This window comes from Exiguobacterium sp. LL15, assembly GCF_024436095.1.
In the GTDB taxonomy this organism is placed as follows: domain Bacteria; phylum Bacillota; class Bacilli; order Exiguobacteriales; family Exiguobacteriaceae; genus Exiguobacterium_A; species Exiguobacterium_A indicum.
This window is the reverse complement of record NZ_JANFNX010000001.1, coordinates 1,878,985-1,905,847: the sequence shown is the minus strand read 5'-3', so window position 1 is coordinate 1,905,847 and position 26,863 is coordinate 1,878,985. Positions and strand designations below refer to the sequence as shown.

29 protein-coding genes and 1 riboswitch are annotated in these 26,863 nt (G+C 48.1%); of the genes, 19 read left to right on the top strand and 10 right to left on the bottom strand.

What is annotated here, in order from left to right:
• Positions 1 to 12 precede the first annotated feature (12 nt).
• Positions 13 to 1,866, bottom strand: coding sequence for a ribosomal protection-like ABC-F family protein (gene abc-f / locus NOM72_RS09980; protein ID WP_255999117.1), 1,854 nt, complete (start codon positions 1,864 to 1,866; stop codon positions 13 to 15).
• 279 nt (positions 1,867 to 2,145) lie between these two features.
• On the bottom strand, positions 2,146 to 3,027 hold the full coding sequence (locus tag NOM72_RS09975) for a DUF1002 domain-containing protein (RefSeq protein WP_255999115.1): 882 nt from the start codon (positions 3,025 to 3,027) through the stop codon (positions 2,146 to 2,148).
• Positions 3,028 to 3,220: 193 nt separating this feature from the next.
• A riboswitch (TPP riboswitch) is annotated at positions 3,221 to 3,327 on the top strand.
• A gap of 74 nt (positions 3,328 to 3,401) precedes the next feature.
• Here NOM72_RS09975 and tenA point away from each other — a divergent pair.
• Together tenA and NOM72_RS09965 are read left to right on the top strand one after the other, a co-directional pair.
• Entirely contained in the window at positions 3,402 to 4,097 is a 696-nt protein-coding gene (gene tenA / locus NOM72_RS09970; protein WP_255999114.1) for a thiaminase II, read from the top strand.
• Positions 4,098 to 4,148: 51 nt separating this feature from the next.
• A complete protein-coding gene (locus NOM72_RS09965) occupies positions 4,149 to 4,445 on the top strand; it encodes a hypothetical protein (RefSeq protein WP_058712931.1) in 297 nt (98 codons plus the stop codon).
• Positions 4,446 to 4,475: 30 nt separating this feature from the next.
• Here the strand turns inward: NOM72_RS09965 and NOM72_RS09960 are convergent, their stop codons facing one another.
• Together NOM72_RS09960 and NOM72_RS09955 are read right to left on the bottom strand one after the other, a co-directional pair.
• Positions 4,476 to 6,392 (bottom strand): glycoside hydrolase family 3 protein, encoded by a 1,917-nt coding sequence (locus NOM72_RS09960; protein WP_255999112.1) that lies wholly within the window; start codon positions 6,390 to 6,392, stop codon positions 4,476 to 4,478.
• A 208-nt stretch (positions 6,393 to 6,600) separates the two neighbouring features.
• The gene (locus NOM72_RS09955) at positions 6,601 to 7,374 is read right to left on the bottom strand and encodes a sporulation protein (RefSeq protein ID WP_023467614.1); all 774 of its coding nucleotides are present in this window, start codon (positions 7,372 to 7,374) and stop codon (positions 6,601 to 6,603) included.
• A 110-nt stretch (positions 7,375 to 7,484) separates the two neighbouring features.
• Between NOM72_RS09955 and NOM72_RS09950 the strand changes: the two genes are divergently transcribed.
• The 7 genes from NOM72_RS09950 (at position 7,485) to NOM72_RS09920 (ending at position 12,860) form a co-directional block, all read left to right on the top strand.
• The gene (locus tag NOM72_RS09950; RefSeq protein WP_023467615.1) at positions 7,485 to 8,669 is read left to right on the top strand and encodes a class I SAM-dependent methyltransferase; all 1,185 of its coding nucleotides are present in this window, start codon (positions 7,485 to 7,487) and stop codon (positions 8,667 to 8,669) included.
• A gap of 30 nt (positions 8,670 to 8,699) precedes the next feature.
• Positions 8,700 to 9,125, top strand: a complete 426-nt coding sequence (locus NOM72_RS09945) for a BrxA/BrxB family bacilliredoxin (RefSeq protein WP_023467616.1) — start codon at positions 8,700 to 8,702, stop codon at positions 9,123 to 9,125.
• 287 nt (positions 9,126 to 9,412) lie between these two features.
• Positions 9,413 to 10,186: a transporter substrate-binding domain-containing protein gene (locus tag NOM72_RS09940; RefSeq protein WP_029341130.1), complete on the top strand. Its 774-nt coding sequence runs from the start codon at positions 9,413 to 9,415 to the stop codon at positions 10,184 to 10,186.
• A 57-nt stretch (positions 10,187 to 10,243) separates the two neighbouring features.
• The gene (locus NOM72_RS09935) at positions 10,244 to 10,903 is read left to right on the top strand and encodes an amino acid ABC transporter permease (protein ID WP_035398698.1); all 660 of its coding nucleotides are present in this window, start codon (positions 10,244 to 10,246) and stop codon (positions 10,901 to 10,903) included.
• Between the two features lie 13 nt (positions 10,904 to 10,916).
• Positions 10,917 to 11,639, top strand: a complete 723-nt coding sequence (locus tag NOM72_RS09930) for an amino acid ABC transporter ATP-binding protein (protein WP_041255311.1) — start codon at positions 10,917 to 10,919, stop codon at positions 11,637 to 11,639.
• A gap of 64 nt (positions 11,640 to 11,703) precedes the next feature.
• Positions 11,704 to 12,240 (top strand): GNAT family N-acetyltransferase, encoded by a 537-nt coding sequence (locus NOM72_RS09925; RefSeq protein ID WP_023467620.1) that lies wholly within the window; start codon positions 11,704 to 11,706, stop codon positions 12,238 to 12,240.
• Positions 12,222 to 12,860: an HD domain-containing protein gene (locus NOM72_RS09920; protein WP_255999109.1), complete on the top strand. Its 639-nt coding sequence runs from the start codon at positions 12,222 to 12,224 to the stop codon at positions 12,858 to 12,860. Before NOM72_RS09925 ends, NOM72_RS09920 begins: the two co-directional genes overlap by 19 nt.
• A 65-nt stretch (positions 12,861 to 12,925) precedes the next feature.
• On the opposite strand, the gene NOM72_RS09915 is transcribed toward NOM72_RS09920, so the two are convergent.
• The 4 genes from NOM72_RS09915 to NOM72_RS09900 form a co-directional block, all read right to left on the bottom strand.
• Positions 12,926 to 13,639: a ZIP family metal transporter gene (locus NOM72_RS09915; RefSeq protein ID WP_047390876.1), complete on the bottom strand. Its 714-nt coding sequence runs from the start codon at positions 13,637 to 13,639 to the stop codon at positions 12,926 to 12,928.
• A gap of 227 nt (positions 13,640 to 13,866) precedes the next feature.
• Entirely contained in the window at positions 13,867 to 14,631 is a 765-nt protein-coding gene (gene fadH / locus NOM72_RS09910) for a 2,4-dienoyl-CoA reductase (RefSeq protein ID WP_214747665.1), read from the bottom strand.
• Between the two features lie 85 nt (positions 14,632 to 14,716).
• Entirely contained in the window at positions 14,717 to 15,652 is a 936-nt protein-coding gene (locus NOM72_RS09905) for a manganese-dependent inorganic pyrophosphatase (RefSeq protein WP_023467624.1), read from the bottom strand.
• Positions 15,653 to 15,709: 57 nt separating this feature from the next.
• Positions 15,710 to 16,786: an N-acetylglucosaminidase gene (locus NOM72_RS09900; RefSeq protein ID WP_255999105.1), complete on the bottom strand. Its 1,077-nt coding sequence runs from the start codon at positions 16,784 to 16,786 to the stop codon at positions 15,710 to 15,712.
• A gap of 85 nt (positions 16,787 to 16,871) precedes the next feature.
• Here NOM72_RS09900 and NOM72_RS09895 point away from each other — a divergent pair, with 85 nt between their 5' ends.
• Together NOM72_RS09895 and NOM72_RS09890 are read left to right on the top strand one after the other, a co-directional pair.
• Entirely contained in the window at positions 16,872 to 17,825 is a 954-nt protein-coding gene (locus NOM72_RS09895) for an aromatic acid exporter family protein (protein WP_255999104.1), read from the top strand.
• Between the two features lie 229 nt (positions 17,826 to 18,054).
• On the top strand, positions 18,055 to 19,179 hold the full coding sequence (locus tag NOM72_RS09890) for a M20/M25/M40 family metallo-hydrolase (protein ID WP_050678519.1): 1,125 nt from the start codon (positions 18,055 to 18,057) through the stop codon (positions 19,177 to 19,179).
• Positions 19,180 to 19,241: 62 nt separating this feature from the next.
• Here NOM72_RS09890 and NOM72_RS09885 read toward each other — a convergent pair whose 3' ends face one another.
• Positions 19,242 to 19,421: a hypothetical protein gene (locus tag NOM72_RS09885; RefSeq protein WP_023467629.1), complete on the bottom strand. Its 180-nt coding sequence runs from the start codon at positions 19,419 to 19,421 to the stop codon at positions 19,242 to 19,244.
• Positions 19,422 to 19,529: 108 nt separating this feature from the next.
• On the opposite strand from NOM72_RS09885, the gene rnz reads away from it, so the two are divergent.
• The 7 genes from rnz to NOM72_RS09850 are packed head-to-tail and all read left to right on the top strand — an operon-like array spanning position 19,530 to position 24,281.
• Positions 19,530 to 20,435: a ribonuclease Z gene (gene rnz / locus NOM72_RS09880; RefSeq protein WP_058712926.1), complete on the top strand. Its 906-nt coding sequence runs from the start codon at positions 19,530 to 19,532 to the stop codon at positions 20,433 to 20,435.
• A gap of 3 nt (positions 20,436 to 20,438) precedes the next feature.
• Complete coding sequence (locus NOM72_RS09875; protein WP_058712925.1) at positions 20,439 to 21,335, top strand: hypothetical protein; 897 nt, start codon at positions 20,439 to 20,441, stop codon at positions 21,333 to 21,335.
• A complete protein-coding gene (locus NOM72_RS09870) occupies positions 21,332 to 21,736 on the top strand; it encodes a DUF4430 domain-containing protein (protein WP_255999101.1) in 405 nt (134 codons plus the stop codon). The genes NOM72_RS09875 and NOM72_RS09870 overlap by 4 nt, the downstream gene beginning before the upstream one ends.
• On the top strand, positions 21,714 to 22,433 hold the full coding sequence (locus tag NOM72_RS09865) for a hypothetical protein (RefSeq protein ID WP_058265135.1): 720 nt from the start codon (positions 21,714 to 21,716) through the stop codon (positions 22,431 to 22,433). Before NOM72_RS09870 ends, NOM72_RS09865 begins: the two co-directional genes overlap by 23 nt.
• On the top strand, positions 22,369 to 23,322 hold the full coding sequence (locus NOM72_RS09860; protein ID WP_255999099.1) for an ATP-binding cassette domain-containing protein: 954 nt from the start codon (positions 22,369 to 22,371) through the stop codon (positions 23,320 to 23,322). Before NOM72_RS09865 ends, NOM72_RS09860 begins: the two co-directional genes overlap by 65 nt.
• Entirely contained in the window at positions 23,319 to 23,882 is a 564-nt protein-coding gene (locus NOM72_RS09855) for a hypothetical protein (RefSeq protein WP_058265136.1), read from the top strand. The genes NOM72_RS09860 and NOM72_RS09855 overlap by 4 nt, the downstream gene beginning before the upstream one ends.
• A 27-nt stretch (positions 23,883 to 23,909) precedes the next feature.
• On the top strand, positions 23,910 to 24,281 hold the full coding sequence (locus tag NOM72_RS09850; protein WP_255999097.1) for a hypothetical protein: 372 nt from the start codon (positions 23,910 to 23,912) through the stop codon (positions 24,279 to 24,281).
• Positions 24,282 to 24,324: 43 nt separating this feature from the next.
• Here NOM72_RS09850 and NOM72_RS09845 read toward each other — a convergent pair whose 3' ends face one another.
• Positions 24,325 to 25,140 carry an SDR family NAD(P)-dependent oxidoreductase gene (locus NOM72_RS09845; protein ID WP_023467637.1) on the bottom strand — a complete coding sequence of 272 codons (816 nt, stop codon included), beginning with the start codon at positions 25,138 to 25,140 and terminating at the stop codon, positions 24,325 to 24,327.
• A gap of 145 nt (positions 25,141 to 25,285) precedes the next feature.
• Between NOM72_RS09845 and NOM72_RS09840 the strand changes: the two genes are divergently transcribed.
• Positions 25,286 to 26,746: an MDR family MFS transporter gene (locus NOM72_RS09840; protein ID WP_255999095.1), complete on the top strand. Its 1,461-nt coding sequence runs from the start codon at positions 25,286 to 25,288 to the stop codon at positions 26,744 to 26,746.
• Positions 26,747 to 26,863 lie beyond the last annotated feature (117 nt).

The following is a 26,863-nucleotide window of genomic DNA, read 5'->3' as shown; positions in this document are numbered from 1 at the left end:
AATCATGTTAGTTCAAGTTTCTAGAATTAAGCGCTCATACAAACCTTCAATTTTTTGTAACAATGCTTCTTTTTTCATCTCGACCGTCATCCATTCTTCTTCCTCGGATACATGAGAGAGAATGGCATCAAGATGTACGACTTGAAATTCTAGCTCTTCAATTTGTTGTTCGATGGACTGTTCTTTCGCAGGCGCATTCGAACGCTTTGAAATACTCGATTTCTTCTCATGATTTATTTGAGGTGGTGTGGCACGAACGGCTTGTCGTTTCTCCACTGCGTAAGCATAGCTTCCAGCATACGAAGTAATTTGGCGGTCAAGCCAAATGATTCTCGAGAAAAGACGATTCAAGAAATAGCGATCGTGTGAGACGGCAATCAATGTACCAGAAAAATTCTCGAGTGCTTCTTCGAGTGTCTCTCTTGATTCAATATCTAAATGATTCGTCGGCTCATCGAGAATCAAGACGTTAATCGACGAATGAACGAGGACGGCGAGTTGCAATCGCACCCGCTCGCCTCCGCTCAGTGACAAAATGGACCGAAAGACAGTTGGTCCAAAGAACAGGAACCGGGCAAGGATATGGCGGGCTTCCGCTTCTGGAACGGCAATCCGGTCTCTAAACCAGTCGATTAACCGCGCGTCCTCTTCGAAATGGGCATGCTGGGACAGGAAACCGATCCGATTCGATGGTCCACGCGTGAGTGTGCCTGCGTCTGGTGATAATTCGTCAAGCAGCAGTGAGAGCAACGTCGATTTTCCGCTTCCATTCGTTCCGACAATCGCGATCCGATCCTGTGCCATGATCTCGAACGAGACGTCATCAAAAATGTGGTGGGTTCCGTAAGCAAACGAGAGTTCTTCAGCGCGAAAGACGACTTGGCTCGTGTGATCAGTGGAAGAGAAGGAGACATCAGCGGTTTTGGCTTCGAGTTGTGGTCGTTTAATCCGTTCGATCCGCTCGAGTGCTCGTTCCATTGATTTTGCTTTACGGAATAATTTCTCACTCGGTGGAGACGCTTCGTTTGCCCATTGCCGGAGTCGACGAATCGCTTCCTTCATTTTCTTTATTTTTTTCTGTTGCTCTTGGTAGGCGTGGAACTGTTCGAGCAGACGGCGTTCTCTCTCGTCGACGAACGCGCTGTAGTTCCCTATATAGGCTGTCAGTTCACCGTCTTCGAGTTCAACGATCGAGGTGACGACGGCGTCTAAGAAGACCCGGTCGTGAGAGACGAGCAGGATGGTTCCTGTGTAGTCCCGTAAGAACTGCTCCAGCCATTCCACGGCAGCTAAATCAAGATGGTTCGTCGGTTCGTCAAGAATGAGCAGATTTGGCTCCATGAGTAACATGCGACCGAGACAAATCTTCGTCTGTTCACCACCGCTCAACTGGTGGAAAGGACGAGTGAGTAACGGACGAAGGTGTAACCCGTTCACCATGCGCTCGATTTTCGAGTCGAGTAGATAGCCATCCTTTTGTTCGAACGCATTCGTCGCTTCCGCATATCGTGCGAGTAACGCATCAAGATTCTCTGGTGCTGTCGCCATCATTTGCTCCAACTGTTGCATCCGAGAACGGATCGCGAGGATGTCTTCAAACGCTGTCCAAAGGACGTCGAGTCCGGTCATCGTCTCACTATATACAGGAAGTTGTTCCAAATAGCCGATCGTCAAACCGCTCTTTTGATAGATGACACCACCGTCCGGTTGCTCAAGGCGAGCAAGCAAGCGGAGTAATGTCGTCTTGCCACTCCCGTTTCGTCCAATTAGACCGACACGGTCGTGTTCGTTTAAGAAGAGGGAAACATCCGTTAAAATTGTCTCGCCTCCGAATTGTTTGGTCAGGTGTTGAATGTCGCAAATCATCATAGTAAGTCGATCCTTTCGCGCGCATCAAAAAAAGGAGAGCGCAAATAGCACTCTCCATCACGTGTGAAAGATGCGCTTTGCTGTATTTTTCAATCATGAAGTTCTAAAAAAGGGCAGACGGGTGCCTTAGAACGCCATTCCATGAAAAATCGCGCGCAACAGATACAATTGTTCCATCAACCAGTGTTTGCACGCGGCAAAGTCCATCTTTTCACACCACCTTTCGTTTCAGATACATCTAGTTTACTATTTTTTTGTCAGTTACGGAAGTCTGAATTATTTGAACACACCCGCGATTGAACTGAAGAAGTCACTGAGTCCATCAAATAATTTAGCGAAAAATCCTTTCGTTTCTTCTGAAGTTGCGAACGCGTGGATGTCTTGTCCCGCATTTTTCAATCCACTCTCGATTTGTCCCCAGTTGATGTTCGCTTGCTCCATTTGATTGAACAGATTCGTCAGCCGGTCCATTTGTGCGTCAGACAACTGGATATTGTTGTTTTGAATGACTTGGACGATCAGGTTTTCGATTTCGACTTTGGTTTCCGGTTTTTGATTGGCGATCTCAGCCTTAATCTCATTCATCAAGTCAGCCACCTTATCCGTTCCGACCGTTTTCCCGACGTCTGATGTGACCGATAATTCTTGCTGTGCTAAATCCTTGCGTTTGTCACTTAACTTTATCCCGGTTTCAGCGGAAGTTTGATCGTACGCCTTCATGATTCCTGTCAGTGCCGATGTCCCGGTCACCTTGTAAGGGGAAGTAATCGTGATGTCGGCATCTTTGACACCCGCTGTGACGAGAGCGTTGAGATACATATCCTTCGTCACCCATGTGATGTTTTCCGTCGAGACGGAGAGTCCATCTCCTTTTTCCGTCAGTTCGATTTTAGCCGACGAATACATGTTGCCGCCTTTTTGCGACTGTGGGATGTTTTTCCCGAGATATTTTTCCTCGTCAGCAGAAGTGGCGATGATCGGTGTGATCCCTTCCGGTGCATTGAGACGTGAAAGCACCCATGCTTTATCTTTTGCGCCGAGCGACTCCCCGAGTGTGACGATCGTCTTATCGACGACTTGTTCGGCGGATGCGGCTGTTGGGAGTAATAAAGCAGAAGCGATAACGGCTGATGCCATGATTTTTGTTGGTGTATGCATAATGAAATCCTCCAATTGTAAGTAACAGAATGAATTATAGTATCAGGTACTAAATTTAGTGTACGGGAACGATGTCTGTTCGGAATCGGTCTGCAGATGGAGACGATATCCGTCTTCTGACACTCCATAGTATAGCGAAAAGGAGACAACTTGACTTCCGTTTTCAGCATGCTATAGTGAATTTGAATCGAATAATGACCACTAGGGGAGTCGGTAGACCGACTGAGACGAACGAAGACGTTCGGACCCTTTGAACCTGATTAAGTTCGTACTTACGGAGGGAAGTGGCGTCAAGTCTTGTTCTTCTTGCGCCATGCCCGTGTGTTTCGGGGTGGTGTTTTTTCGTTTCATAACTAAACGAGGAGGATGAGATCATGACATTCACACAAGAAATCAAACAAGCGGCACAAGCGTATTGGGATAGTAGTTTTACGCACCCATTCGTACAAGGAATCGGGGAGGGGACGTTACCGCTCTCGAAATTTCGGCATTACGTCATGCAGGATGCCTATTACTTAAAACACTTTGCGAAGATTCAAGCGAAGGCAGCGTCAAAAGCAGACGACTTCGCGACGATTGCGACACTTGCCGAGCATGCGACTTCGACTTACGAGGCAGAGTTGAGCTTACATCAATCATTTTTTGAGCCGCTCGGTATTACGGAAGCAGATCTTGAAGCATTTGAACCGGCACCGACAGCATATGCGTATGTCTCGCACATGCATCATGCGAGTGAAGGAACGCTCGGTGAGACGATTGCTGCCATCTTGCCATGTTACTGGTTGTATTATGAAGTCGGGCAACAATTACTAACGTGTACACCGGAAGAAAAAATCTATCAGCAATGGATCGACACGTATAGCTCGGAATGGTTTGAAAAGGTCGTCTTTGAACAGATTGCACGGCTTGATGCGCTGGCGGAGCAAGCGAGCCCGACAGAACGCGAGCGGATGAAACGTCATTTCGTGACTAGTTGTTACTATGAGTTACTCTTCTGGCACATGGGGTGGACGGAAGAGACGTTCACGTCGGTCTACGAAACGATTCCAGCTCGCCCGGTATCTTCTTAAACCAGTAGATGGTAGAATTAGGAATACCTTCTAGTGAAAGTAGGGATTGGAATGGAAATCATAGTCATCACACTCGTGATCCTCGCGGCATATGCTATGCAACGAATGCTTGGTAAAGTCAAAGTAAGATTTGTAGGACTTATCATCCCAACGTTGATCGTGTTATCCGGTATATCCGCATCGACTCGAAACTTCAAGGTAGCGTATAGCATGGGAAGCTACATTTCTGCTGTTCTTGTCATCGTCGTCTATGCACTACTGACTTATTGGTTATACCGCGTCTACCATCGTGCGAAAGAAGAAGCTGAATATCCGTATCAATCATTAAAAGACCGAGGCATCCTTTAAGGAGCTTCGGTCTTTTGGTGTATCACGTCATCATTTTTTCCAGTTTTTAAAGCCGTCACCGAATTCGAGATGCAGTTGATCGGTAAAGACACCGTTCTTAAAGACCGGCACATCAACCGGTAAAGTGCCTTGCGGTTTGAACGTTCCGAAGATCGCTCTGATACCTGCAGGCAGGTTCGGTCCCGCTGATTTTAGATTGCCTGCTTCGGAGTCTGGACCGTTTGGATCGCCTTTGAAGCCATAGACGAGGACGTGTGCCGGTGCGTCCGGTTGTACGGCGACATCGTATGGGTTACGGAGACTGAGCAGGACGGATGGTGTATCCGTTTGTTTCGCATAGCGGAAGATCGAAGCCGGAATCGCTTGTTCTGGTGCAGTAGGTAGTAGTTTAGCACTCGTGTTGACGTTGGAACCGACGATGATGTAATCTGCTGCATCGAGTTGCGCCCGTAATGTCGGGTTTTGGTCGAGCGGTAGCGTAGTAGCCGAGTAATTCGCTGTCGTCACGTGCCAGTTCCGATTCTTCGGTAGGGAAGCGATCGTTTTTTTCATGCTGTCCGTTTGATCCGCCGCAGGAGCGATCACAAGAACGTTGGCATTCTTTTTCGGTTTGAATGGTAAGGTCCGCTGATCATTTTTCACGAGTGTGACCGCGGCTTCCGTCATCGCACGTTCTTTTGCTTTATGCTCGGGACTACCGACGATTTGGTTCGATTGCGCGATTTTTTCAGCTAGGGATGTCGTGTCAGTCGTACCGTTCCAAATTCCGCGTTCTGCTTTCAGTGTCAGAATCCGCTCAACCGATTGATCGATCCGTTCCTCTGAGAGGCGACCATCTTTGACTGCTGCGATCACATCCTTGAAAATCCGGTCGAGTTTTGTGACATCCTGCTCGGAACGAAGGATCGTCGGCATGAGCGCGATATCGACACCGGCGTCAAACGTCTTTAAGACGGCTTCTGATTCCGTGAAGTTGTCGGCGATCGCCTGCATGTTCAACGCGTCTGTGATGACGATGCCATCGTAGCCAAGTTTTTCGCGCAGTACGCCCGTGATGACATCATCCGATAACGTCGCAGGTAAAGGGAAGGTACCATTTGTCGACGTGACGACTTCAGGTTCGATTTGCGGCATCCCGATGTGTCCTGTCATGATCATATCGATGTCTTCAGCAATAGCTCGCTTGAACGGTACGAGCTCGACTTGTTCTAGCTCCTGCAGGGACCGGTCAACGACCGGTAATCCATAGTGGGAATCGGTCGCCGTATCGCCGTGACCCGGGAAGTGTTTGGCGGTCGCCGCGACACCTTCAGACTGAATTCCCTTCATTAGAGCGGAACCGAGTGTGCCGACGAGCTCCGGATCACTCGAGAACGAGCGGACACCAATGACAGGATTTCCAGGATTGCTGTTGACGTCGAGAACCGGACCAAAGTTGACATTGATGCCGAGCGCACGCAGTTCCGAACCGATGATATGACCGGCATCATTGGCATATGTGCTACTGCGGGTCGCACCTAACGCCATGTTGCCAGGTAAGTTCGTCCCTGTTCCGAGCCGAGTAACGATTCCACCTTCTTGGTCGATCGTGACGAAGAGCGGAATATCGTTGCTAGCGTCTTGTTTGACGACTTCTTGCAGATCATGAACGAGTTTCGTCGTCTGTTCGGTTTCGCTGACGTTCTCAGCAAACAAGATGACGCCGCCTAAATCATAGCGATCGATGATGTTCGCGACTTCTGGGGCAAGCGACGTATGATTGCTGCCATTCCACTGCCGGAAGTCCGGCATGATCATCTGCCCGATTTTTTGTTCGAGTGTCATCGTGTCGATTTTGTGACTGATCCGATCGGCTGAAGATCCTGCCTCTGCCATGACAGGTAAACTACTTGAGACGAGTACTGCTGCGAGTCCGGCTGTTAACGTGAACTGTCCGATTTTTTTCATGATGTACGTCCTCCTTTAGTCAAACCGTGACTGGAATTCTTTTCAATACGGACAGTATAGCAAGGTGTTTGTTTTAAAACAATATTTTATTTGTAAACGATTTCAAATTGAAATAAATTTCAAAGGTGTTTTTAGACAAACTGACTTGAATGAAAAAAAGTGACTCCCCCTGAAGAGGAATCACTTTCAAGTAAAGTCGATCGATTGATCAGCTATAGCGTTCCACGATGCTTGTCAGCTGACGTTCGACGAACGATTGATCCTGCAGTTCACTATTGGACAGACGCAGTTTGATCATCGACTCATCTGCACCAGCCATTTCACTGAATAATGAACCGAGACTGTGAGCACGACGGTCGACTTGGACGATTAAATCAATCCCTGAGCTGTCTTGAAGCATGATGATTTCGATCTCATCCAGTTTATGGGCGTAGTGTGTATTGCGAGCTGAATACTCAAGCTCCTGAGCAATCGGTAAATCTTTCCGGAATCGTCCAGGTAATTTTTCCGTATCGGCTTTTTTCAATCGGAAGCCAAGTGACTCCATCGCGTCTAAGACTGTCGCTTGGTAGCGGTTTGCTTCGACGATGACGGCGTCACGGTCCGATGGATCAACGGCTTGAGCGATGTCGAGTCCCGTCTCGATCCACGATTTCGATTGACTGACGGAGAGTGGTGTATTCAGCGGTACGCGTAATGTAAAGGGAATTTCCCGCTCGACACCCGCTTCAATCGTGAACTTCGCTTCATTTAAGGCAAATCGGTCGAGCGTGAAGGTCGTAAACGTCGTGCTATCATTGACTTCTTGTTTGTACTGCGTGTTGAATTCAAGATAAATTCGATCAATTTCTTGATCGACGTTTCCGCCCTTGATATGGACGACACCGTGAATTTGACCGCCTGGTTCACAGCGGTCATCCGTCAAGCGTGTATCGACCGTTGCGGCACCGATTCCGATTTGTGAGAGAATTTTTTTGAACATGATGAATTCCTCCTTTTGATTACGTACGAATGATAAAGCGTGTAAACTTGTCGAACAGGTACGAATTTGCTACAGTTTCGAAAGAACATCAGAAAAGGACGGGACGACTAGTGGAACTACATGAATTAAAAGCGAGTCTTGCCTCGCAAATCACGCAAGGAACACTGATCCATGCAACGATAAGTAATCCGCGTCAAAAATCAAATGATCTCCGACGAATCAAGGTAAAACCGATTCTATTAAGAGATACGGTGATGATGCAGGTAGAGTTTCAATTTGAACGCGTTATGAAGCATGAAAATATTTTAATTGACGATTTCGTCGGACGACTCGATGACTGGTTCACGGAATTCCGTCAATTCTTATTCCGTTTTGAAGAAGAAGAATGGCAATTCCAGCTCTCGAAAAAGATGAAAGTCGCGATCAAGACATCCAAAAAGGAGCCGATGAAAGCTCTCTTGTCGCATGACCGGAAAAAAACCTATCTATTAGAAGACGGTGTGCCGGTTCCGTTTCTGATTCGCTTAGGCGTCATGACGGAAGCGGGTCAAGTCAAAAAACAGAAGTATGATAAGTTTAAACAAATCAATCGCTTTCTTGAATTCGTTGAGGATAGCATTGCTGCCTTGCCAAAAGGAAAAAAACTCCGGATCTTGGACTTCGGATGCGGGAAGTCGTATTTGACGTTCGCTCTCTATCATTATCTAAAAGTCGTCAAAGGATTCGACCTCGAAGTGACAGGTCTTGATTTAAAGAAAGAAGTCATCGAAGAATGTACGCAAATTGCGCGTGATCTGGATTATACCGATCTGACATTCCGCGTCGGGGACGTTCATGATTACACAGGGGAGACGGAAGTCGACCTGATGGTGACACTTCACGCTTGTGATGTCGCGACGGACGTCGCACTCGCACGAGCTGTCGACTGGAATGCATCAGTCATCCTGAGCGTACCGTGCTGTCAAAAGGAATTGAACCGTCAACTGGACTGTTCGCCACTCGATGTCATGCTACAGCACGGACTGATTAAAGAAAAATTCGCATCACTGGCGACAGACTCGATTCGTGCCGAGTTGCTGACGCTCGTCGGATACGAAGCGCAGCTTCTCGAATTCATTGATCTCGAGCACACACCGAAGAACATCTTGATTCGAGCATACAAACAAAACAAGCGACCAACGGAAGAGAAAATCGATCGTTACATCGCGTTCCGTGATTTGTTGCATGCCCGACCATTTTTAGAAACTGAATTAAGCGGCAGACTTGGACAGATTTCACCGAAACTCGTACAATAAGAAGGAGAACGAATCAAAGGAGGCAATACGATGGATTTCCAAATGTATTTTGAAGATGTCGTCCAAACAGCCCGCAAAGAAGCGCAAGCTGCTGGATTTGAAGAATTAACGACGCCAGAGAGCGTGGATGAAGCAATGAAACGCGAAGGGCTAACACTTGTCCTTGTCAATTCGGTGTGTGGATGTGCTGGCGGGATCGCCCGTCCTGCTGCAGCGTACGTTAATCGGAAAGAGGGCATCAAGCCCGATCATTTCGTCACGGTATTCGCTGGACAAGATCGCGAAGCGACAGACCGTGCGCGTGAATACTTCGAAGGTTACCCACCTTCATCTCCATCATTTGCATTAATGCAAGATGGAAACATCCTCTCGATGGTCGAGCGCTTCGACATCGAATCGTTCACGGCGGAAGAGGTCGTCGAGAAACTTGAATCATTGATTGAAATCTACGCATAAGCAAAGAAGGCTCCTGATAAAGGAGTCTTTTTTTGCGTATTCATGAGATTAAAATAATAAATTTTAAAATTGAAAGCGTTTGCAAAATTGTATAAAAAGTCATTTATGCATGATTTATGAATAGAAACTCAAAAAAATTTATATATTTATGCTTTACAGTGAATAAATATTCGTATATCCTAAAAGCAATAGAACAGGTCAGGCTTTTCGGTATTGAATTGGACATACACATAAGTCATACTATTGTTAAAGTTCTGACAATTGAGCGTTGGAAGGGGAAAACTCGAATGAAAAAATTATTAGCAACGGCAATGGCAGGCATTCTGGCAGTCACGATGGCAGCATGTGGCGCGTCGGAAGAATCAACAGGTGGATCAAGCAAAAGCGATAAAGTATTGACGATGGGAACGTCAGCGGATTACTTCCCATTTGAATACATCGATACGAAAAAAGGAGAGGACATCGTCGGGTTCGACGTTGCTATCGCCAAAGAAGTCACGAAAAATCTCGGGTATGACTTAAAAATCGAAGACATGGAATTCGGTAGCCTACTTGGTGCCCTCAGCTCAGGTCGTGTCGATTTCGTCATGGCGGGTATGACACCGACAGAAGAACGGAAGAAAAATGCTGACTTCACAGACATTTACTTCGAATCGAAAAACTTGGTCATGACGAAGGATAAAGCGATCAGTTCGGAAGACGAACTCAAAGGCAAAAAAATCGGTGTCCAGCTTGGATCAATCCAAGAGGGACTCGCAAAAGATCGCTTCAAAGATAGCGAAGCGGTTCCTTTGAACAAAATCCCAGAAATCATTCAAGAATTGAATACAGGTCGGATTGATGCCCTCATCATTGAGGACGCAGTTGCCGTCAAATACATGGATCAAGATGCATCCCTGAAAACGTACCAGATTGAAGAAGATGGTCCAGCTGGATCAGCGATCGCCTTCAAAAAAGGTGACAAGATGCGTGACGATTTCAACAAAGAGTTGAAGAAGATGATTGACAGTGGTGAAATCGATAAATTGGCAGAAGAATGGTTCCAAAAAGAAGCAAAATAAGTCAAGTGCATGGGGGTGGGGGTAACCTCATCCCTTTTGTGCGACGTTAGGAGATTGATTATGATAGACTTTACAAAGATTCAAGATTCAATTCCATATATTCTTGAGGGGATTCCGGTCCTTTTCCAAGTCGTCATCGTGGCGGCCATTGCCGGGATGCTGATCGGAATCGTCGTCGCGGCACTGAAAATCACGAAGAGCCGTTTCATCCGTTTCATTGGTCATACGTATACGGCGATCTTCCGGGGAACCCCATTGATCTTGCAACTGGCGATCGTCCACTTCGGATTACCACAGTTGACAGGGTATGTCACGACAGGATACCAATCGGCAATCATCGCCTTCTCCTTGAACTCCGGAGCGTACATCTCGGAAATCATTCGGGCCGGGATTCAAGCCGTTGATCGTGGGCAGTGGGAAGCTGCAGATGCGCTTGGTATTTCGTATTTCAAACAACTCCGTTCGATCATTTTGCCGCAAGCCTTTAAAAATATCCTTCCAGCGATCATGAACGAATTGATCACGTTGACGAAGGAATCGGCACTCGTCTCGACGGTCGGTGTGCTCGATGTCATGCGTCGTGCACAAATCGTTGGAGGAGAAAAGGCGATTTATTTCGAACCGTTGTTGTTTGCCGGATTCGTATATTTTGTTCTCGTCATGGGATTGAGCTTGATAGGCCAACAAGTCGAAAAAGCTATGAGAAAGAGTGGGTAATCAGATGGAACCTATGATCCAAGTCACCGATTTGCATAAGCAATTCGGAAAATTAGAAGTATTAAAAGGTATCTCGACGACAGTTACACGCGGTGAAGTCGTCGCTGTCATTGGACCGTCGGGATCCGGTAAATCAACATTTCTACGTTGTATCAACTTACTTGAACAACCAACGAGTGGAACGATCATCGTCGATGGTTTTGAACTGACGAAACCAAAAGCGAACATCTCGAAAGCACGTCAGAACATCGGAATGGTGTTCCAACAATTTAACTTGTTCCCACATAAGTCTGTTCTTGATAACTTGACGTACGCACCGATCAACGTCCTTGGTATCTCAAAAGACGAGGCAGTCAAGCGGGCAGAGACATTGCTTGAACGTGTCGGTCTAGCTGAAAAACGCGATAATTACCCGAACCAGTTGTCAGGTGGACAAAAACAACGGGTCGCAATCGCACGCGCTCTTGCGATGGAACCGAACGTCATGTTGTTTGATGAACCGACGTCAGCGCTTGACCCAGAGATGGTCAACGAAGTACTGGACGTCATGAAACAATTGGCGGAAAGCGGAATGACGATGGTCATCGTCACTCACGAGATGGGCTTCGCCAAAGAAGTCGCGGATCGTGTCTTGTTCCTCGACGAGGGGATTCTGATGGAAGAAGGTTCACCGGTCGAACTCTTCGACAATCCGAAGACGGACCGGGCGAAAAAGTTCCTCGAAAAAGTTTTATGAGCACAGCACGCTAACTCTGAAGAGGGTTAGCGTTTTTCGGTTTTTAGTAGAGAGGGGGATAAGAATGAAAAAATTGCTTGAAGGTCATCATACTCGTCTGACGCGTTTTCAGTCGGAAGATACCGAAGTGATGCAACGTCTGCTTGACGATGCAACGTTTGCTCGTCATTTCAGTGCGACGCCATATCGTCACTTATCGAAGGAAAAGATTGAACAGATGATGGCGACTGATGCTCCGGAGACGTTTCGGTTTGCGATTCGTAACTTCGAAGATGAACGGATGATTGGTGTCGTCGCATTAGAAGATATTTTACCGACACATGGAACGGCATGGCTGATGATTGGCATCGATCCGGATTGTGAAGGACAAGGGTATGCGACGGATGCGCTACAGACGATACTAGAGTACGCCTTCTTAGAGTTGAACTTGTACCGGATTCAATTGACGGTCTTTGAGTATAATACACGTGCGGTTAAGCTGTACGAACGACTCGGGTTCGTACAGGAAGGAAGATACCGTGCCTTTTTACGACGAGACGGAGAGCGGCATGATATGTTACTGTACGGATTACTCGAACCGGAATGGAGAGATCGACAATGATTCAAGAAACGGAAATCTTCGTCCGGTCGTTTCACGCGACGGACTTTTCAGGTCATGATTATGCCCATATCGAACGGGTTCGCCGTTTAGCGTTACATATTGCCAAACAAGAAGGCGGGAACGTCAAAATCATCGAACTGGCGGCCTTACTTCATGACGTAGCAGATAGCAAACTCGGAGGAACGGCAGAGACGGTCGCATCCTTTTTGCAAGGAAAAGTGACGGAAGAAGAACAAGAACAAATTCTAGACATCATCACGAGCCTGTCCTATAAAGACGGTACACGCCCACCGATGCAAACAATCGAAGGGCAAATCGTTCAAGATGCTGATCGTCTCGATGCCATCGGTGCAATCGGGATTGCGCGCACATTTCAGTTCGCTGGTCGGTTCGGGGAGCCGATGCATGTACCTGGTCTAGCACCACGAGAACCGGGTGACCGAACCGGAGAGACGAGTGCCCTGAATCATTTTGAAGAAAAGTTATTCCGGCTAAAAGATTTAATGAATACGAACACAGCACTTCATTTAGCAGAGGAGCGACATCGCTACATGGAAGAGTTCGTTAATCGTTTTAAGCAGGAATGGGAGGGTGCTACGGGAGAAATAGGTGATATGTAAATCGATTTAAACACATAAGGCGCGTTGTCCGGTTCATTTTCCAGACAACGCGCTTTATGTTGTATTTAACTAAGGATGATGGCAGTAATTAACCCAAGTGCTGCGAACAGACCAACGATCGCACCACCTTCCTCGTGAGCTTCCGGCATCATCGTCGAAGCGAGCATCGCAATGATCCCACCGCTTGCGAAGCCACCGATCATGGCGAATTGCATGTCCGGGAGTTCTGCGAGAATCGTGTAGCCGGCGAGTGAGGCGAGGGCGGAGATCAACCAGACGACTCCCCACATCAGTAATACTTTGTTCTTCGAAAAGCCATCTTTTCGCAAACCGGTCGTACTCGATAAGCCTTCCGGGATGTTGCTGACGAAAATCGCCGCGACGAGTGCCGCGCTGACATTTCCCGATAACAGACTGGCACCGATCATGATTGATTCCGGGATCGCATCAAGAATCGTCCCGAAAAAAATCGCTGTTCCCGTGCCTTCGTTCCCACCAGACGAGCGTTTCCGTTTACTCGCGCCGCGTGACGAAACGAATAGGTCAAAGCCCGTAAAGACGAGTGCGCCGACGATGAAGGAGATTGCGACGACGAGCGTCGTTGACTTCTTTAATGCTTCATCGAGTAACTCGAACGTCGCTGCTCCAATTAAGATGCCGGTCCCAAACGACATGATATAACCAATCAGGCGTTGCTTTAAGGGTAAGTAGAGCCCGAATAGGGCACCGATGACAACGGCACCACCTGCTAGCGCTCCCCAACCGAACGCTTCCCACATACGATCGCCTCCTTCTTGTCCTTTCTACCTGTTCTAGATAATTCATAAACATAGCGAAAAGAAAGAAAAAAGTTCGCGACGCATGCAAGGGGCTGACTTAAAAACAGAATGACGCGTCATTTCACGCCTTTTCCTCAGGGGAGATACAAAATCCTGTAGGAGTGGCGTGAAACGCATGATTCTTATCTTTGTGGAGACCGACTTCTTGAGTCATTCCATCTCAATCATTAGAACGGTTGTTTATTTAACCAATGTCCACCGTCAAGAGCGATACATTCTCCGTTCAAGTAGCGGGCTTGATCTGACACCATCCATGTTGCAAGTGTTGCGATCTCTTCCGGTGTCCCGAATCGACCGAGCGGGACGTTGCGGCGAATTCGTTCCGCGTGTTCCGGTGACAATGCGAGTTTATCAGCACCACCTGTCCGTTCGATCGGTCCCGGACTGATCGCGTTGACACGGGCTTGATATTTATAGCCCCATTCGACGGCAAGCGTCCGCGTCAAGTTCAGGACACCGGCTTTCGCAGCAGCACTCGGAGCGACACCAGCTCCGGCCTGCCACGCATAAGACGCAACGATGTTGACGATTTGTCCGCCAACGACTTGATCTTCCTGCCATCCTTTGACCAGAGCGTGACAGCAGTTGAATGTCCCGTTGAGGACGATATCGATGACCGTCTTCCATCCATTCGGTGATAACTCGTCGGTCGGGCAGATGAAGTTCCCGGCAGCATTGTTGATCAATGCTTCGAGACGACCGAACCGTTCCCGTGCTTGATTGACAGCAGCCAGACAAGCGTCAGCATCACGGACATCCATCTGAATCGTCAGATGTTCGCCTTGAATCTGATCCAATGCTTCATCCATCAGTCGCAAGCGTTCCGCGTCGCGTCCTGTAACGACGACGTTCCAGCCGGCTTCCTTTAAGGCGAGCGCCATCGCTTTCCCCATTCCGTTCGTTCCACCCGTCACCATGATCGTTTGTGTCATATTGCTTCCTCCTTTATGTAATGAATGAACAGCCATTCATATTCTTTATTCAAAAAAGAAGGAGCGAACTCCTTCTTTTTCTGACTTATTGTGTTGCAAGAGCCGTATCTGTTAAGACAGGAACGACTTGTTTCTTACGTGAAACGACACCTTCAAGGTAAACAAGGTTGTTCGTCGCTTCAAGACCGTAAGCACGCTCGACGAGATTCGCTTCTTTCCCGAGGACGAGTCCAACAGAGTTGTTCGTCAAGATATCCGTGACGATGAAGACGAACAGATCAAGACCTTTTGCAAGGATGACTTCGTTGATCGCTGTTTCGAGTTCTTCTTGGCGAAGCAAGACTTCTGCTGTATCGACCGTGTTGACTTGAGCGATTTCGACTTTGAGTGTTCCCATCGTGAATTCTTTTGCATCAAGTGAGATCAATTCAGGAACGGATTTTTTCGAGAGATCAGCTCCAGCTTTGAGCATCTCAAGACCGTAGACGTTCGCATCGACACCAGCGATTTCTGCGAGTTCACGTGCTGCGATGATATCTTGCTCCGTGCAAGTCGGCGATTTGAATAGGAGCGAGTCAGAAATGATCGCTGATAACATCAACCCAGCGATTTCTGGTTTGATGGCAACACCATGCTCTTTGTAGAGCTTGTTAAGGATCGTTGCTGTACAGCCGACCGGTTCTGCCCGGTAGTAAACAGGATCCGATGTCTCAAAGTTTGCGATCCGGTGATGGTCGATGACTTCTGTTACGGTAACAGCGTCGATATCGTTCGCACTTTGTTGACGTTCGTTGTGGTCGACTAAAATGACGTGTGATGCTTCCGTCGCGACTTCTGTCACGAGACGTGGTGCTGAAACTTTGAACGTATCGAGTGCGAATAACGTTTCATCATTCATTTCACCGAGGCGGATGGCTTCGGCATTGACACCGAGTGCTTTCTTTAATTCTGCATAAGCGATTGCCGATGTGATTGTATCGGTATCAGGATTTTTGTGACCAAATACTAAAACTTTTTCCATGACGTGTTCACTCCTCAATGATTGTTGTCTCGCCCTATAGTGTATCATATCTCGGATTTAGAAAGCGTTCATTTTCACCATGATACCAGCGATTTTTTCACTCCAGAAGGGGTCTGACGCGTAAAAGACGTTCATGCCTTTTTGTTTGTTCCCAAGGTACGCTCCACGGAAATAACGTCCATCCCGATCGAGATAATCCTTTGCGATGAATCGACCGGTTTGCTCGATCGAGTCCGTCAAGGATTTATAGACGGTCGCATCTTCTCCCGGAGCGGAATCGGTCGCATTGACGCCGAACAAGTTATTTTTCTCGCGGGCAATCTCAGACCGTCCATAATCGGATTCGTGGATGGCGTGTGCAAGCAGATAGGCCGCGTTGACACGGTATTTCTTTTCAACGGACTTAAAGACTTTTCCTTTATCGATCAAGGGACTGTCCGGTGCTTGCTCCTTGATGAACGCATCGAGTTGTTTCGCACTGAGACGCGTCGGCTTCGTCAAATCACGTGTTAATGTCTTCGATTCGACATATTTGCTCGTCCGAGGCGTCGCGTTCGTTGCTTCACCGGCAACGATCAGTCCACCAAGTCCGCTGTCTGCGACGATGTAGTGAAGGAGACGATCGCCCTTCGTCTGATAATACGATGCATTCGAGACGCGTTCTGCCGGGAACGGACGTAAGCGGTCCGTTGGGACATGACCCGTCACGCCGGCGATGCTGACACGACTTGTCTGTTCCCCGAACTCAAGCAACTGAACACGAGTGCCAGAAGCGACGTACGTGAGCCGTTTCTTTAACTCAGGATCACGATGAATCGATAGGATACCACGATCATCGACGATCCCAGTACCTGGTCCACCGAGGTAGACGTAGCGGTCGTCCGATGAACGCTTGACAGCACCACGCTGACCCGCATATTCCTTCGCTTCGGCGAACGTCTGGAAGTCTTGCTCGTTGATTTTACCTTTTTCATAGCGCTCAGCCGAATAAGGCGCTGGTGGGGTTAAGACGGTCTTCGGTTCCTCGCGGAGCCAAAAGAACAAGAGAACTCCGATGAGGAAGAAAAAAAGTAATCCTTTTATCGAACCGGTCCGGCGCACGGGGCGACCGGGGCGGATAGTGCGTGTCGTCAAAGTAAATCACGTCCTTTAAAAAGCAATGGACATTCGTGTCCAACGTAGGTAGTCTAACAAAGAAAAACAAAAGGGGGTGAACCTGTTGAAAATCGGTTATCGCACGCTGAAGACAGCGGTCGCGGCTGCGCTCGCGATGTGGATCGCAGAACAACTCAAGCTCGACTATTACGTCTTCGCGGCCATCATCGCCATCTTGAGCATCCAGTCGACACGAAAGAAGACGTTCCGGTCCTCTTACGAACGCATCATGGCATCATTACTTGCCATCGTGCTTGGATTCATTCTATTCGAGGTCATCGGCTATCGTCCGGTGACGTTATTGATCTATTTCATTTTATTCCTTCCATCCGTTCAACGCCTCCGACTTCAGGACGGTTTCATCACGAGTGTCGTCATTCTGACACATTTGTATACGGAACGTCAGCTTAACGCGCACATCTTATTGAACGAATCCTTATTGCTTGGCATTGGTGTTGGTGTCGGATTACTTGTCAACATGTACATGCCAAGTCTCGATTTGTTGATCGACGAACGACGAGAAAAGATTGATCAACGGATCGCTGCCTTATTCTTCGAAGTCGCGGCTGCGATCGAGACAGGGCGGGTCAATCATCATGCGTTGACGCTTGACGAGACAGAACGTCTGTTACGTGAAGGGAAAGATGCCGCCTTAAAACGAATGGGAAACGCGATCGGTCGTCGGAACGATGATGAAGATTATGCCTACTTCCGGATGCGCGAACAACAATTCGAGTTACTACGCGGTATCGTCCATCATGCCGAGGAACTCGTCCTCGTCGTCGAAGAAGGAAAAAAAGTCGCCGACTTCTTTCGGACGATTGGTGACAATGTCCGACCTGAAGCCGACGCAATGGTGTACATTTCAGAACTAGAGGCATTATTGACACGTTTTCGTGCCTCTGCCTTACCCGTCACGCGGGAGGAGTTCGAGGTCCGCTCTGCCTTACTGCACATGCTACAAGAAGCGGAGCAGTATTTACGTTTAAAACAACGCTACGTCAATCAAAAGAAATAAAACATCGTCGAGGCGAACGTACCGATCAGGAAGATTGCTAAAATCCCGATCGTCGTCCATTTGATGATACGTTGTTGTTTCGATGGTTTTGCCATATCCACTACTCCTCTCTTACATCAACTGATTACTGCCATTGTACAAACAACCTTTCAGAAGTGCAAATGACGATGGGGATGGTATACTAAAAAAGCGCTAATGGATTGAAACATATTAGGAGGAGGGTTTTGTCATGGTCAATGAACAACGTGTATTAGATACGTTTTTAGAACTTGTCCAGATTGATTCGGAATCAAAAGAGGAGGCACGGATTTGTGCCCATTTGAAAAAAACGTTCGAGGATCTCGGATGTGATGTGTTCGAGGATGACGCTTCATCCAAGACGGAACATAAAGGAAACAATTTAATCGTCACGCTTCCGGCAACAAAAGACGGCGTCGATAAAATTTATTTCACTTCCCATATGGATACGGTATTCCCGGGTCAAGGCATTAAACCGATCATCGAGGACGGTTACGTCAAGACGGACGGCACAACGATTCTTGGGGCAGACGATAAAACAGGTCTCGCATCTCTGATCGAACTCGTGCATGTATTGAATGAAACGAAACAACCTCACGGGAAAATTCAGTTCGTCATCACAGTCGGTGAAGAATCTGGACTCGTCGGTGCGATGGTTCTTGATCCATCAAAAATCGATGCCGATTACGGTTTTGCACTTGATTCAGATGGAAAAGTCGGAGACATCATCACGGCTGCTCCAACGCAAGCAAAAGTCAATGCGAAGATTTTCGGGAAAACAGCGCATGCTGGTGTCGCACCGGAAAAAGGTGTCTCGGCGATTACGATTGCGTCGAAAGCGATCGCGAAGATGCCGCTCGGTCGGATTGATGAAGAGACGACAGCGAACATCGGACGGTTCAGCGGTGGCGGTCCATCAACGAACATCGTTTGTGATTATGTCGAAATCTTCGCGGAAGCACGCTCACTCGTCGCTCCGAAGATGGAAGCACAGACAGAGAAGATGAAAGCGGCATTCGAAGAAGCGGCAGCAGAGCTTGGTGGTCGTGCAGAAGTTGAAGTCAAAGTCATGTACCCAGGCTTCAAGTTCGAGGATGGAGATCAAGTCGTCGAAGTCGCGAAAGCAGCGATCACACAACTCGGACGCACGCCACGCCTCTTACATTCTGGTGGCGGATCAGATGCCAACGTCATTGCTGGTTTTGGTATTCCAACGGTCAACTTGGCTGTCGGATATGAAGATATCCACACGACGAATGAGAAGATGCCGATCGAAGAACTCGTCAAAACAGCGGAACTTTGCGTGACGCTAGTTGATTACATTACGAACAAATAAGCTGATGAGACACAAAAAAGAGTGTACCGCAACATTGCGGTACACTCTTTATCATTGTACGATTAAACTACTTGAGGACGATCAACATATTCCATAGACTCTAGAACGAGTTCTTCTGTACATAATAAGGTCGAAGCGATTTCATCGATTTGAATCGACTTTCCGTATTTTTGCCGATAACTCTCGTTCAGTTTGCGGGCTTCCCGGACGATGCGGGCATAGGTCCGTTCAATCTTAGTCATGGAAAAAACCACCTTCCAAATCTGAATAGGTACAGTTTACCATGCTTCAACAGAAGAAAGGTGTATTTTGTGTATAAAAAATGCTAATTTTACGAAAAGGGGAAAAAGATGGAATTTTATTTTTTAGGGACAGGAGCCGGTATGCCGTCGAAACAACGAAACGTCACATCGATTGCCTTGTTACACCCCAAAATGACATGGTTGTTCGATTGTGGAGAGGCGACGCAACATCAAATCTTACACAGCCCGATCAAGCCACGAAAAGTCAACGCGATCTTCATCACCCATTTACACGGAGACCATATCTTTGGGTTACCGGGGTTCATTAGCACAAGAGCAGCGCTGGAAGGAACGACACCGCTAACGATCTATGGACCGACCGGGATCAAAGAATGGATGGACGCGACATTACGCATCACAGGAACATATCTACGTTATCCACTCCGGATCGTTGAAGTCGAAGACGGTCAAACCTATGAACAGGACGGATTCCGCGTGACGGTGCGGTCGCTTGAGCATCGTTTCCCGGCGTTCGGTTATCGACTCGAAGGTCCCGAGGAAAGAGGCGCCTTGCGTGTGGATGCACTGAAGGCACTAGGAGTGCCATCCGGTCCGATCTATCGCCGAATCACACTGGAAGAAACCTTCGAATTCGATGGAACGGTCTATCCATCGTCCGACTTTTTAGAGTCACCAAAACCGGGTGTCAAGCTAGCCGTTCTTGGCGATACGATGCCGTGCGCGGCCTCGGTCGAACTGGCGCGAGACGTTGATGTATTAGTCCATGAAGCGACGTTTGCCGATCGGGAAATCGAACATGCGGGACGCTTCGGTCACTCGACCGCTCGACAGGCAGCTGTCATTGCAGAAACGGCACAAGCGAAAAAGCTTCTATTGACGCACGTATCCGCTCGTTATGTCGATCAAGAGGAAGTACTGGAACAAGAGGCACGAGAAGTATTCGCGAACAGCCATCTCATGTTTGATCACCGGGTCGTCCCGGTCAAAGGATAGACGATGGACTTTCTCATTTTATGGGCACTCTTTTTACTGGCTGCTAGCGGATTAGGTTTTTTGCTCGAACGTCGGACGGAAAAAGAAAAATACTTGTACATGAAGTTCGTTTTTTATGCGTGTCTCGGTGCCGTGTCGTTTCCAGTCTATGATATTCAGTTACCGCTCGGCATCATCATTTTCCTGATCGTCCTGCACCCGAAAAAGAACTCGCGTTATAAACGGTACATGGCACTCTTTGGGTTCTTATTCTTCCTGTTCCAACTCTTTCTCGGTCCGTTTGATGCGGGGATGTTGCGGGAAGAAACACAACAGATTGGTCGCGTGACGATCACGGATGACTCATTCGACAATTTCCTTTCTCAAATCGAACGTCGTGTCGGTGAAGAGGGACTGCGGATGGAACAAAGTCAGTTGATGTTCGATCGGGGCGGGAATCTCCGGAACGCCTCGTTTGAGATGCTCGTCGAAACACCGAAACGTTTCATTCGTTACGATGTCAGTTACCAGGAGCTGACAGGAACGATTTCCTATCGACCACGTGAAGAGTTGACGACAAAATCGTTGACGTCGTATTACCAGAAACTGATTGATGCGAATCAATCGTTTGAGACGTTGCGAAAGCTTTCGATTCATGAGATTTTACATGATTCCAAAACACCCTATGTCGAGATGGATCTCGATGGGCTCTATGAAACGTTTAGTCTACAGGATGCAACGGTCTTCTTGATTGATGACGAAGGGAAATTGATTCCGTACGTCAATACAGGGGACGATGTCTTAGCGAATGCGGTCCGTTTGACCTATTATCGTTCTGACGGTCAATCCTTACGAAATAAAACCATTCTGTTATACAATTACAGCTTTGAGACATCAAGGCGAAAAGGAGTCGTACGATGAAAAAATGGCTATTTGCTGCAAGTATCGTGTTACTTGCCGGTTGCGCGGAAGCAAAAGAGGAACAACAAACAGCGTCTTGTGAGGCGGAAGTCAAGGTATCGGTCGTGGATCACGTCAAGGATAAAACGTTATTTAATAAAGACGTATGCTTGAACAAAAAAGATACAGCACTTGATGCACTTGAAGATACGACGCTCGATGTCGTCAAAACAGGCAAAGGTGAGATGGCATATGTCACGGCAGTCGATGGGATTCGAGAGAAATCAGCTGGAGCAGGTAGTGGCTGGGTCTTCGGAGTCAACGGCAAACCAGGCGAAGTCGGTGCTGGAAGTTATGAACTGAAAAAAGGAGATCGTCTCGAATGGCGATTTGAAAAAGATGCAATGGCTTATTTTGAGTAAGCCAGAACGGGAGCGACTTCACCCAGTGAACGTCGCTCTCTTTTTCATCGGGATGATTACGATCCCGTTCGTCCTCACACATGATCAATCAGTGATCGTCGTCTATCATCTGCTCTTGTTTTTATTCGTTCAAGAACGGACTGTGTTTCGCTATTTAGTCCTCCCGGCTCTTTATGCGGTCATGATGTGTGTCCCGCTTCTTTATGGTGCAAGTATCGACACGGTGGCAATCTATGAAACGACGGTCCAAGTGACGTTATTCATCACGTCGAGTCAATGGATTTTTACATTGGTTCGACTCGATCAGATGGGACCGTTGTTTCGTTTCTTACCTCGACTGACACGATTGACGGGGATGGTGCTGGCGCTGATTCCGTCTTTCTTACGGACTTGGCCGGAAGTCAAGATGAGTCATCCGAAAGCGTCGCTTGCTGTTCGACTGGAGCGGATGGCCGCCTATCATATCGTACCGATCGAAGCGGTGCCGTCTCGCTTAAGACCGATCACGCGACGTGATGTTCATACAGGCTTATTGCTTGCGGCAGGACTGGCTCTTTGTCTGACACCATGGGCGATCATTCCGGCGCTGATCTTGCCTATAGTGCTATTATTTACAAAAGGAGGAATCCGGGATGCCTATCATGTATATCGACACAAATCGCGAAGAGCGGCTACGTCAACAGGCGAGCGAACATGAACAACCGGTATTGACACCGGAGCGGTTGCTTCATGGACGTGTTCGAGATCTTCTGGCGACGGGTTCCTTGTTTCGGGCAGGAGAACTCGCGACCTTGCTTGGGCTAGAAGCTTTTTTTGAAGCGGAGTCGAGTGAACTCTCATCTGGAGAACAACAGCTCGTCGGTCTCGGTCATGCGTTGTCTTCGTCACCAAAGGCCTTGTTCTTGTCGGAACCGTTTCTCTTTCTTGATCATGTCAGGCGAAAGCGATTAATGGGATTGCTTGAAGAAATCGAACGACGGTTTGGTTGTCAGATCCATTGCTCGATGACGATACAATCCGATTTGTCCATCACGAGTCGCGCCACTGAACTGACAGGTCGTATCCTGAATCGGATCGAAAACGTCCAACACCGTTATCCGTTACAGACACGCTATGCACTCGTGACAGAAAAATTGTCGTTTCACCAAGGTGAACGCATTGCGATCGTCGGTGCGAATGGTAGTGGGAAATCGACGTTACTACGGCTCGCGCTCGGTGTCGAGCGACCGCTATACGGAAAAGTCCGGCGGTCGGGGGAGACGCATTATGTACCAGCGCATCCGATGCTTGCGCCATTATACGATCGAAGCGGTAGTTTTACGATGCAAAAAAAACGTCTCTTGGACGGTATCGATTGGAGTAAAGACAGCTATTACTTTGATGAACCGACGGCTGGACTTGATGACAGCGCACGAATGGCTTTTGTCGCATCGTGGAAGCAGAATCCGACGAATCTGATCGTCATGGCGACGCATGATCCAGTTCTCATTCGGGCAGCACAACGGGTCATTTATCTCGTGCACGGAGAGGTTGCTTTCGATGGACCGACGAAGCATTTTTTACAAGAAAGTCGGTTGTTCGTATGATCGTCGCAACGGTTCTAATCGTTTGTCTGTTTTTAGTCATGTTCGAGAGACTTCAGATGACGGATCAACGATTACGGTTCATCGCCATCATCACGGCAGCGGCAATCGTCGGACGATTGTTGTTTTCTAGTTTGCCGAACGTCCAGCCGGCAACGGCACTCGTCTTATTATTAGCCGTATTCATCCATCCGATCGTCGGAGCCATTTCTGGGATGCTTGTCGTTGTGTTAACGAGCTTATTTCTCGGAAGCGGTCCGTTCGTCCTCTTTCAGGCGCTGGCGTATGCAACGATTGCCAGTTTAGGATTCGTTCCGTTTCTTCGATCCCGGATCGTATTGACTGGATATGGATTTCTAGCTGGTTTCTTATACGGATGGGTGAGCAATCTCGGGTTCTTGGTATTGACCGGATTCTCGTGGCAAGCTTTTTTGACACTGCTTGTAGCCGGGGGAACGTTTGATATGCTTCACGGATTTAGTAACGCGATATTCATTTGGATATTGTTTCCGATTTTTTTACGAATTATGCATTCATTCGATGAAAAGAGGGGTACAGAATAGTAACATACCGAACAGGAGGGAAGGCATATGCTGGGATCGTCGATTTCGCTTGCTTATGTCGTCATGTTGCTCATCGTCTCAAGTGTCGGCTTAGTGTTTGGCAGTATTCTGTTGATGAAAGGTACGATTAGAGGACGTTACGCTGCTTGTTACTTACTTGCTGCCGCCATCTTCCCAAGCGCCATGCTCATTACCTCATCAGAAGGATTACTTTGGCAACATTTACGATTCGAGAGTTCATGGTTCCTCGCGGTTATCTCCTGGTTACTCGTCTTATCGACGGGCTACATCGTCTCGATCACGGGTGCGCTCGTCATTCGTTATCTGTATCGCTATACGACGACCTTTGATCGCGTCAAACGTTATGCGACGCGGCGTTTTCGTCATCATGAGGCATAAATACAAAAACGGAAGAACCAGCTATCTGGTCCTTCCGTTTTTTTCATGAATTCGCGTACAGGAGTTCTTCTTCTGTCGAGGATTCTTGTTGGCGAGCAGGATCTTGAATTCGACCTGTCACTTCTGTCAGGAGACGGCGTGGCAAGAGACGAGACAAGGAAACCATGGCGCGGTTGCTTGCACCTGGAACGACGACGCGGCGTCCTTTGAGCATGCCACGGTACCCGGCGAAGGCAACGAGGTGTGACGGCATACTCTTGAATGGTAGCGTGATGTTCGCCCGGTCGAAGAAGTTCGTATCGGTCGGTCCCGGGCAGAGACAAGTCACACTGACACCCGAGCCGTCGACTTCTGTCGCAAGTGCTTCCGAGAACGACAGGACATAGGCTTTCGTTGCGTAGTAGACACTCATGTAAGGTCCTGGCATGAAGGCAGCGACCGACGCGACATTCAGGATGCGTCCGAAGCCACGTTCAACCATTCCTGGTAAGAGACGTTTCGTCAAATCCGTCAAGGCGACGACGTTGACCTGGATCGAGTTAATGTCTTCTGTTGGATCGATTTCCGCAAAGCGTCCTGACGTGGCGAAGCCGGCGTTATTGAACAATAGATCGACCGTCAATTCTTGTTCCTCTAAGTATTGCACGAGACGATCAACGCTGTCGCTTAGTGATAAATCAGCAGCGAATACATAGACTTTGATCTGATAGCGTTTTTCAAGGACCTGTTGAAGCTCCTTCAATTTCTTCTCATTGCGGGCAACGAGTACACAATCGAAGCCATCTCGCGCCGCGAGGACAGCGAGATCCAGTCCGATTCCACCCGATGCACCGGTAATCAGTGCCGTTTTTCGTAACATAGGACATTCCTCCATTCGAAATCGTGAATCTGAGTCTAGTGTATACCATTCCATACCGTTCCCGCGAATCCTGTTTCGTAAGCATTTACTTTTCTTATCACTGGTCCAACCAGTATGATAGAACAGTAGAGGGGAAGTGGAACGAATGAGGAAAAAAGTAACCGTCGCCTTGTTGCTCGCGACGTTTTTAGCCGCGATCGAGGGGACGATCGTTGCAACAGCAACACCTGTCATGGCGAGTGAATTGAACGGGGCGAAATTAGTCAGTTGGATCTTTGCTGGATTCTTGTTGTTCATGGCGGTATCAACACCGATTTATGGAAAGATGGCAGATTTATATGGTCGAAAACGGGTTCTGTTATTCGGGATCGGCGTCTTCACCGTCGCTTCGTTAGCCTGTGGACTCGCTCAATCGATGGAGATGTTGATCGTTTTCCGCGCCGTCCAAGGAATCGGGGCAGGAGCTGTATTGCCGATCGCGATGACGATCATTGGGGATTTGTATACATATGAGGAGCGGGGGAAAATCCAAGGAGTGCTCAGCGCTGTCTGGGGAATCTCAGGTGTCGCTGGACCACTTGTCGGTGGATTCCTCGTCGAATCGCTTTCGTGGCGGTATATTTTCTTACTAAACGTACCGTTTGCGTTATTGTCGTTCTTCATGATCGTCGTTTACTACAAAGAGAGGGTCCGTGAAACGGAGAGGAAAATCGATTACCGGGGTGCGTTATTGTTTGCGCTCGGGATGAGTGCGTTTCTTTACGGCTTATTATCGGGCAGTGAGTCGGAGACGTTCTTGCGTCCGATCATTCTAGCGAGCTTTTTCATTAGTTTCGTTTTATTGTTCACGTTCTATCGTGTCGAGAAAAAGGCGAGCGATCCACTCTTACCACCAGCAGTCATTCGCCATCCGGTCATTCTCGTGATCAACTTAGCGGTCTTCTTTTCCGCCTGGGTACTCGTCTCGATGTCAGCGTATATTCCGATTTTTGCCCAAGGGGTACTCGGCAAGAGTCCGACCGAAGCTGGTTTCATGTTGATGCCACTGTCGCTTTTTTGGACGCTGACCGCCATTATCGGTGGACGGACGATTGGTGCCGCCTCACCCCGGTATCGGACGATGATAGGAATGGGACTGCTGATCGTCGGTACAGTGATTTTATCGTTGATCACGCGCGAATCAAGTGATGTTTTCATCTATCTTGCCGTTTCGCTGATCGGAATTGGTTTTGGTCTCTCACAACCCGTCTTCATGGTCGTCCTGCAGACTTCCGTCGATTGGTCACTTCGTGGCTCAGCGACGGCCGTCAACTCGTTCTTGAGTACGACGGGACAGACACTCGGTGTTGCGATCTTCGGTACGATTTTCAACCTATCCATCCTTCGTTCGTTTGCAGCGTCGGACACGCTCTCAGGGTACTCGATTGATCCATTTTTCCAATCGAGTACGGCAAAAACGTTCGGACAGGATGTGCAGTATGCGGCAGAAATCGCGTTATCACATGGATTACGTTACGTCTTCATCGGTGGCGTTCTTTGTGCCGTTCTCGCGTTTGCGATGACATGGCGTTTACCGAAAGTTCGACCTGACGATCCACGATCGTAATGAAGGGGCTGACTCAAAAAAAAGAATGACGCGTCTTTTCACGCCCTTTCCTCAGGCGAGACACAAGCCAGCTTTCCTGCTTCGTTGAAGCAGGAAAGCGGGTCTTGTTCGTCTCTG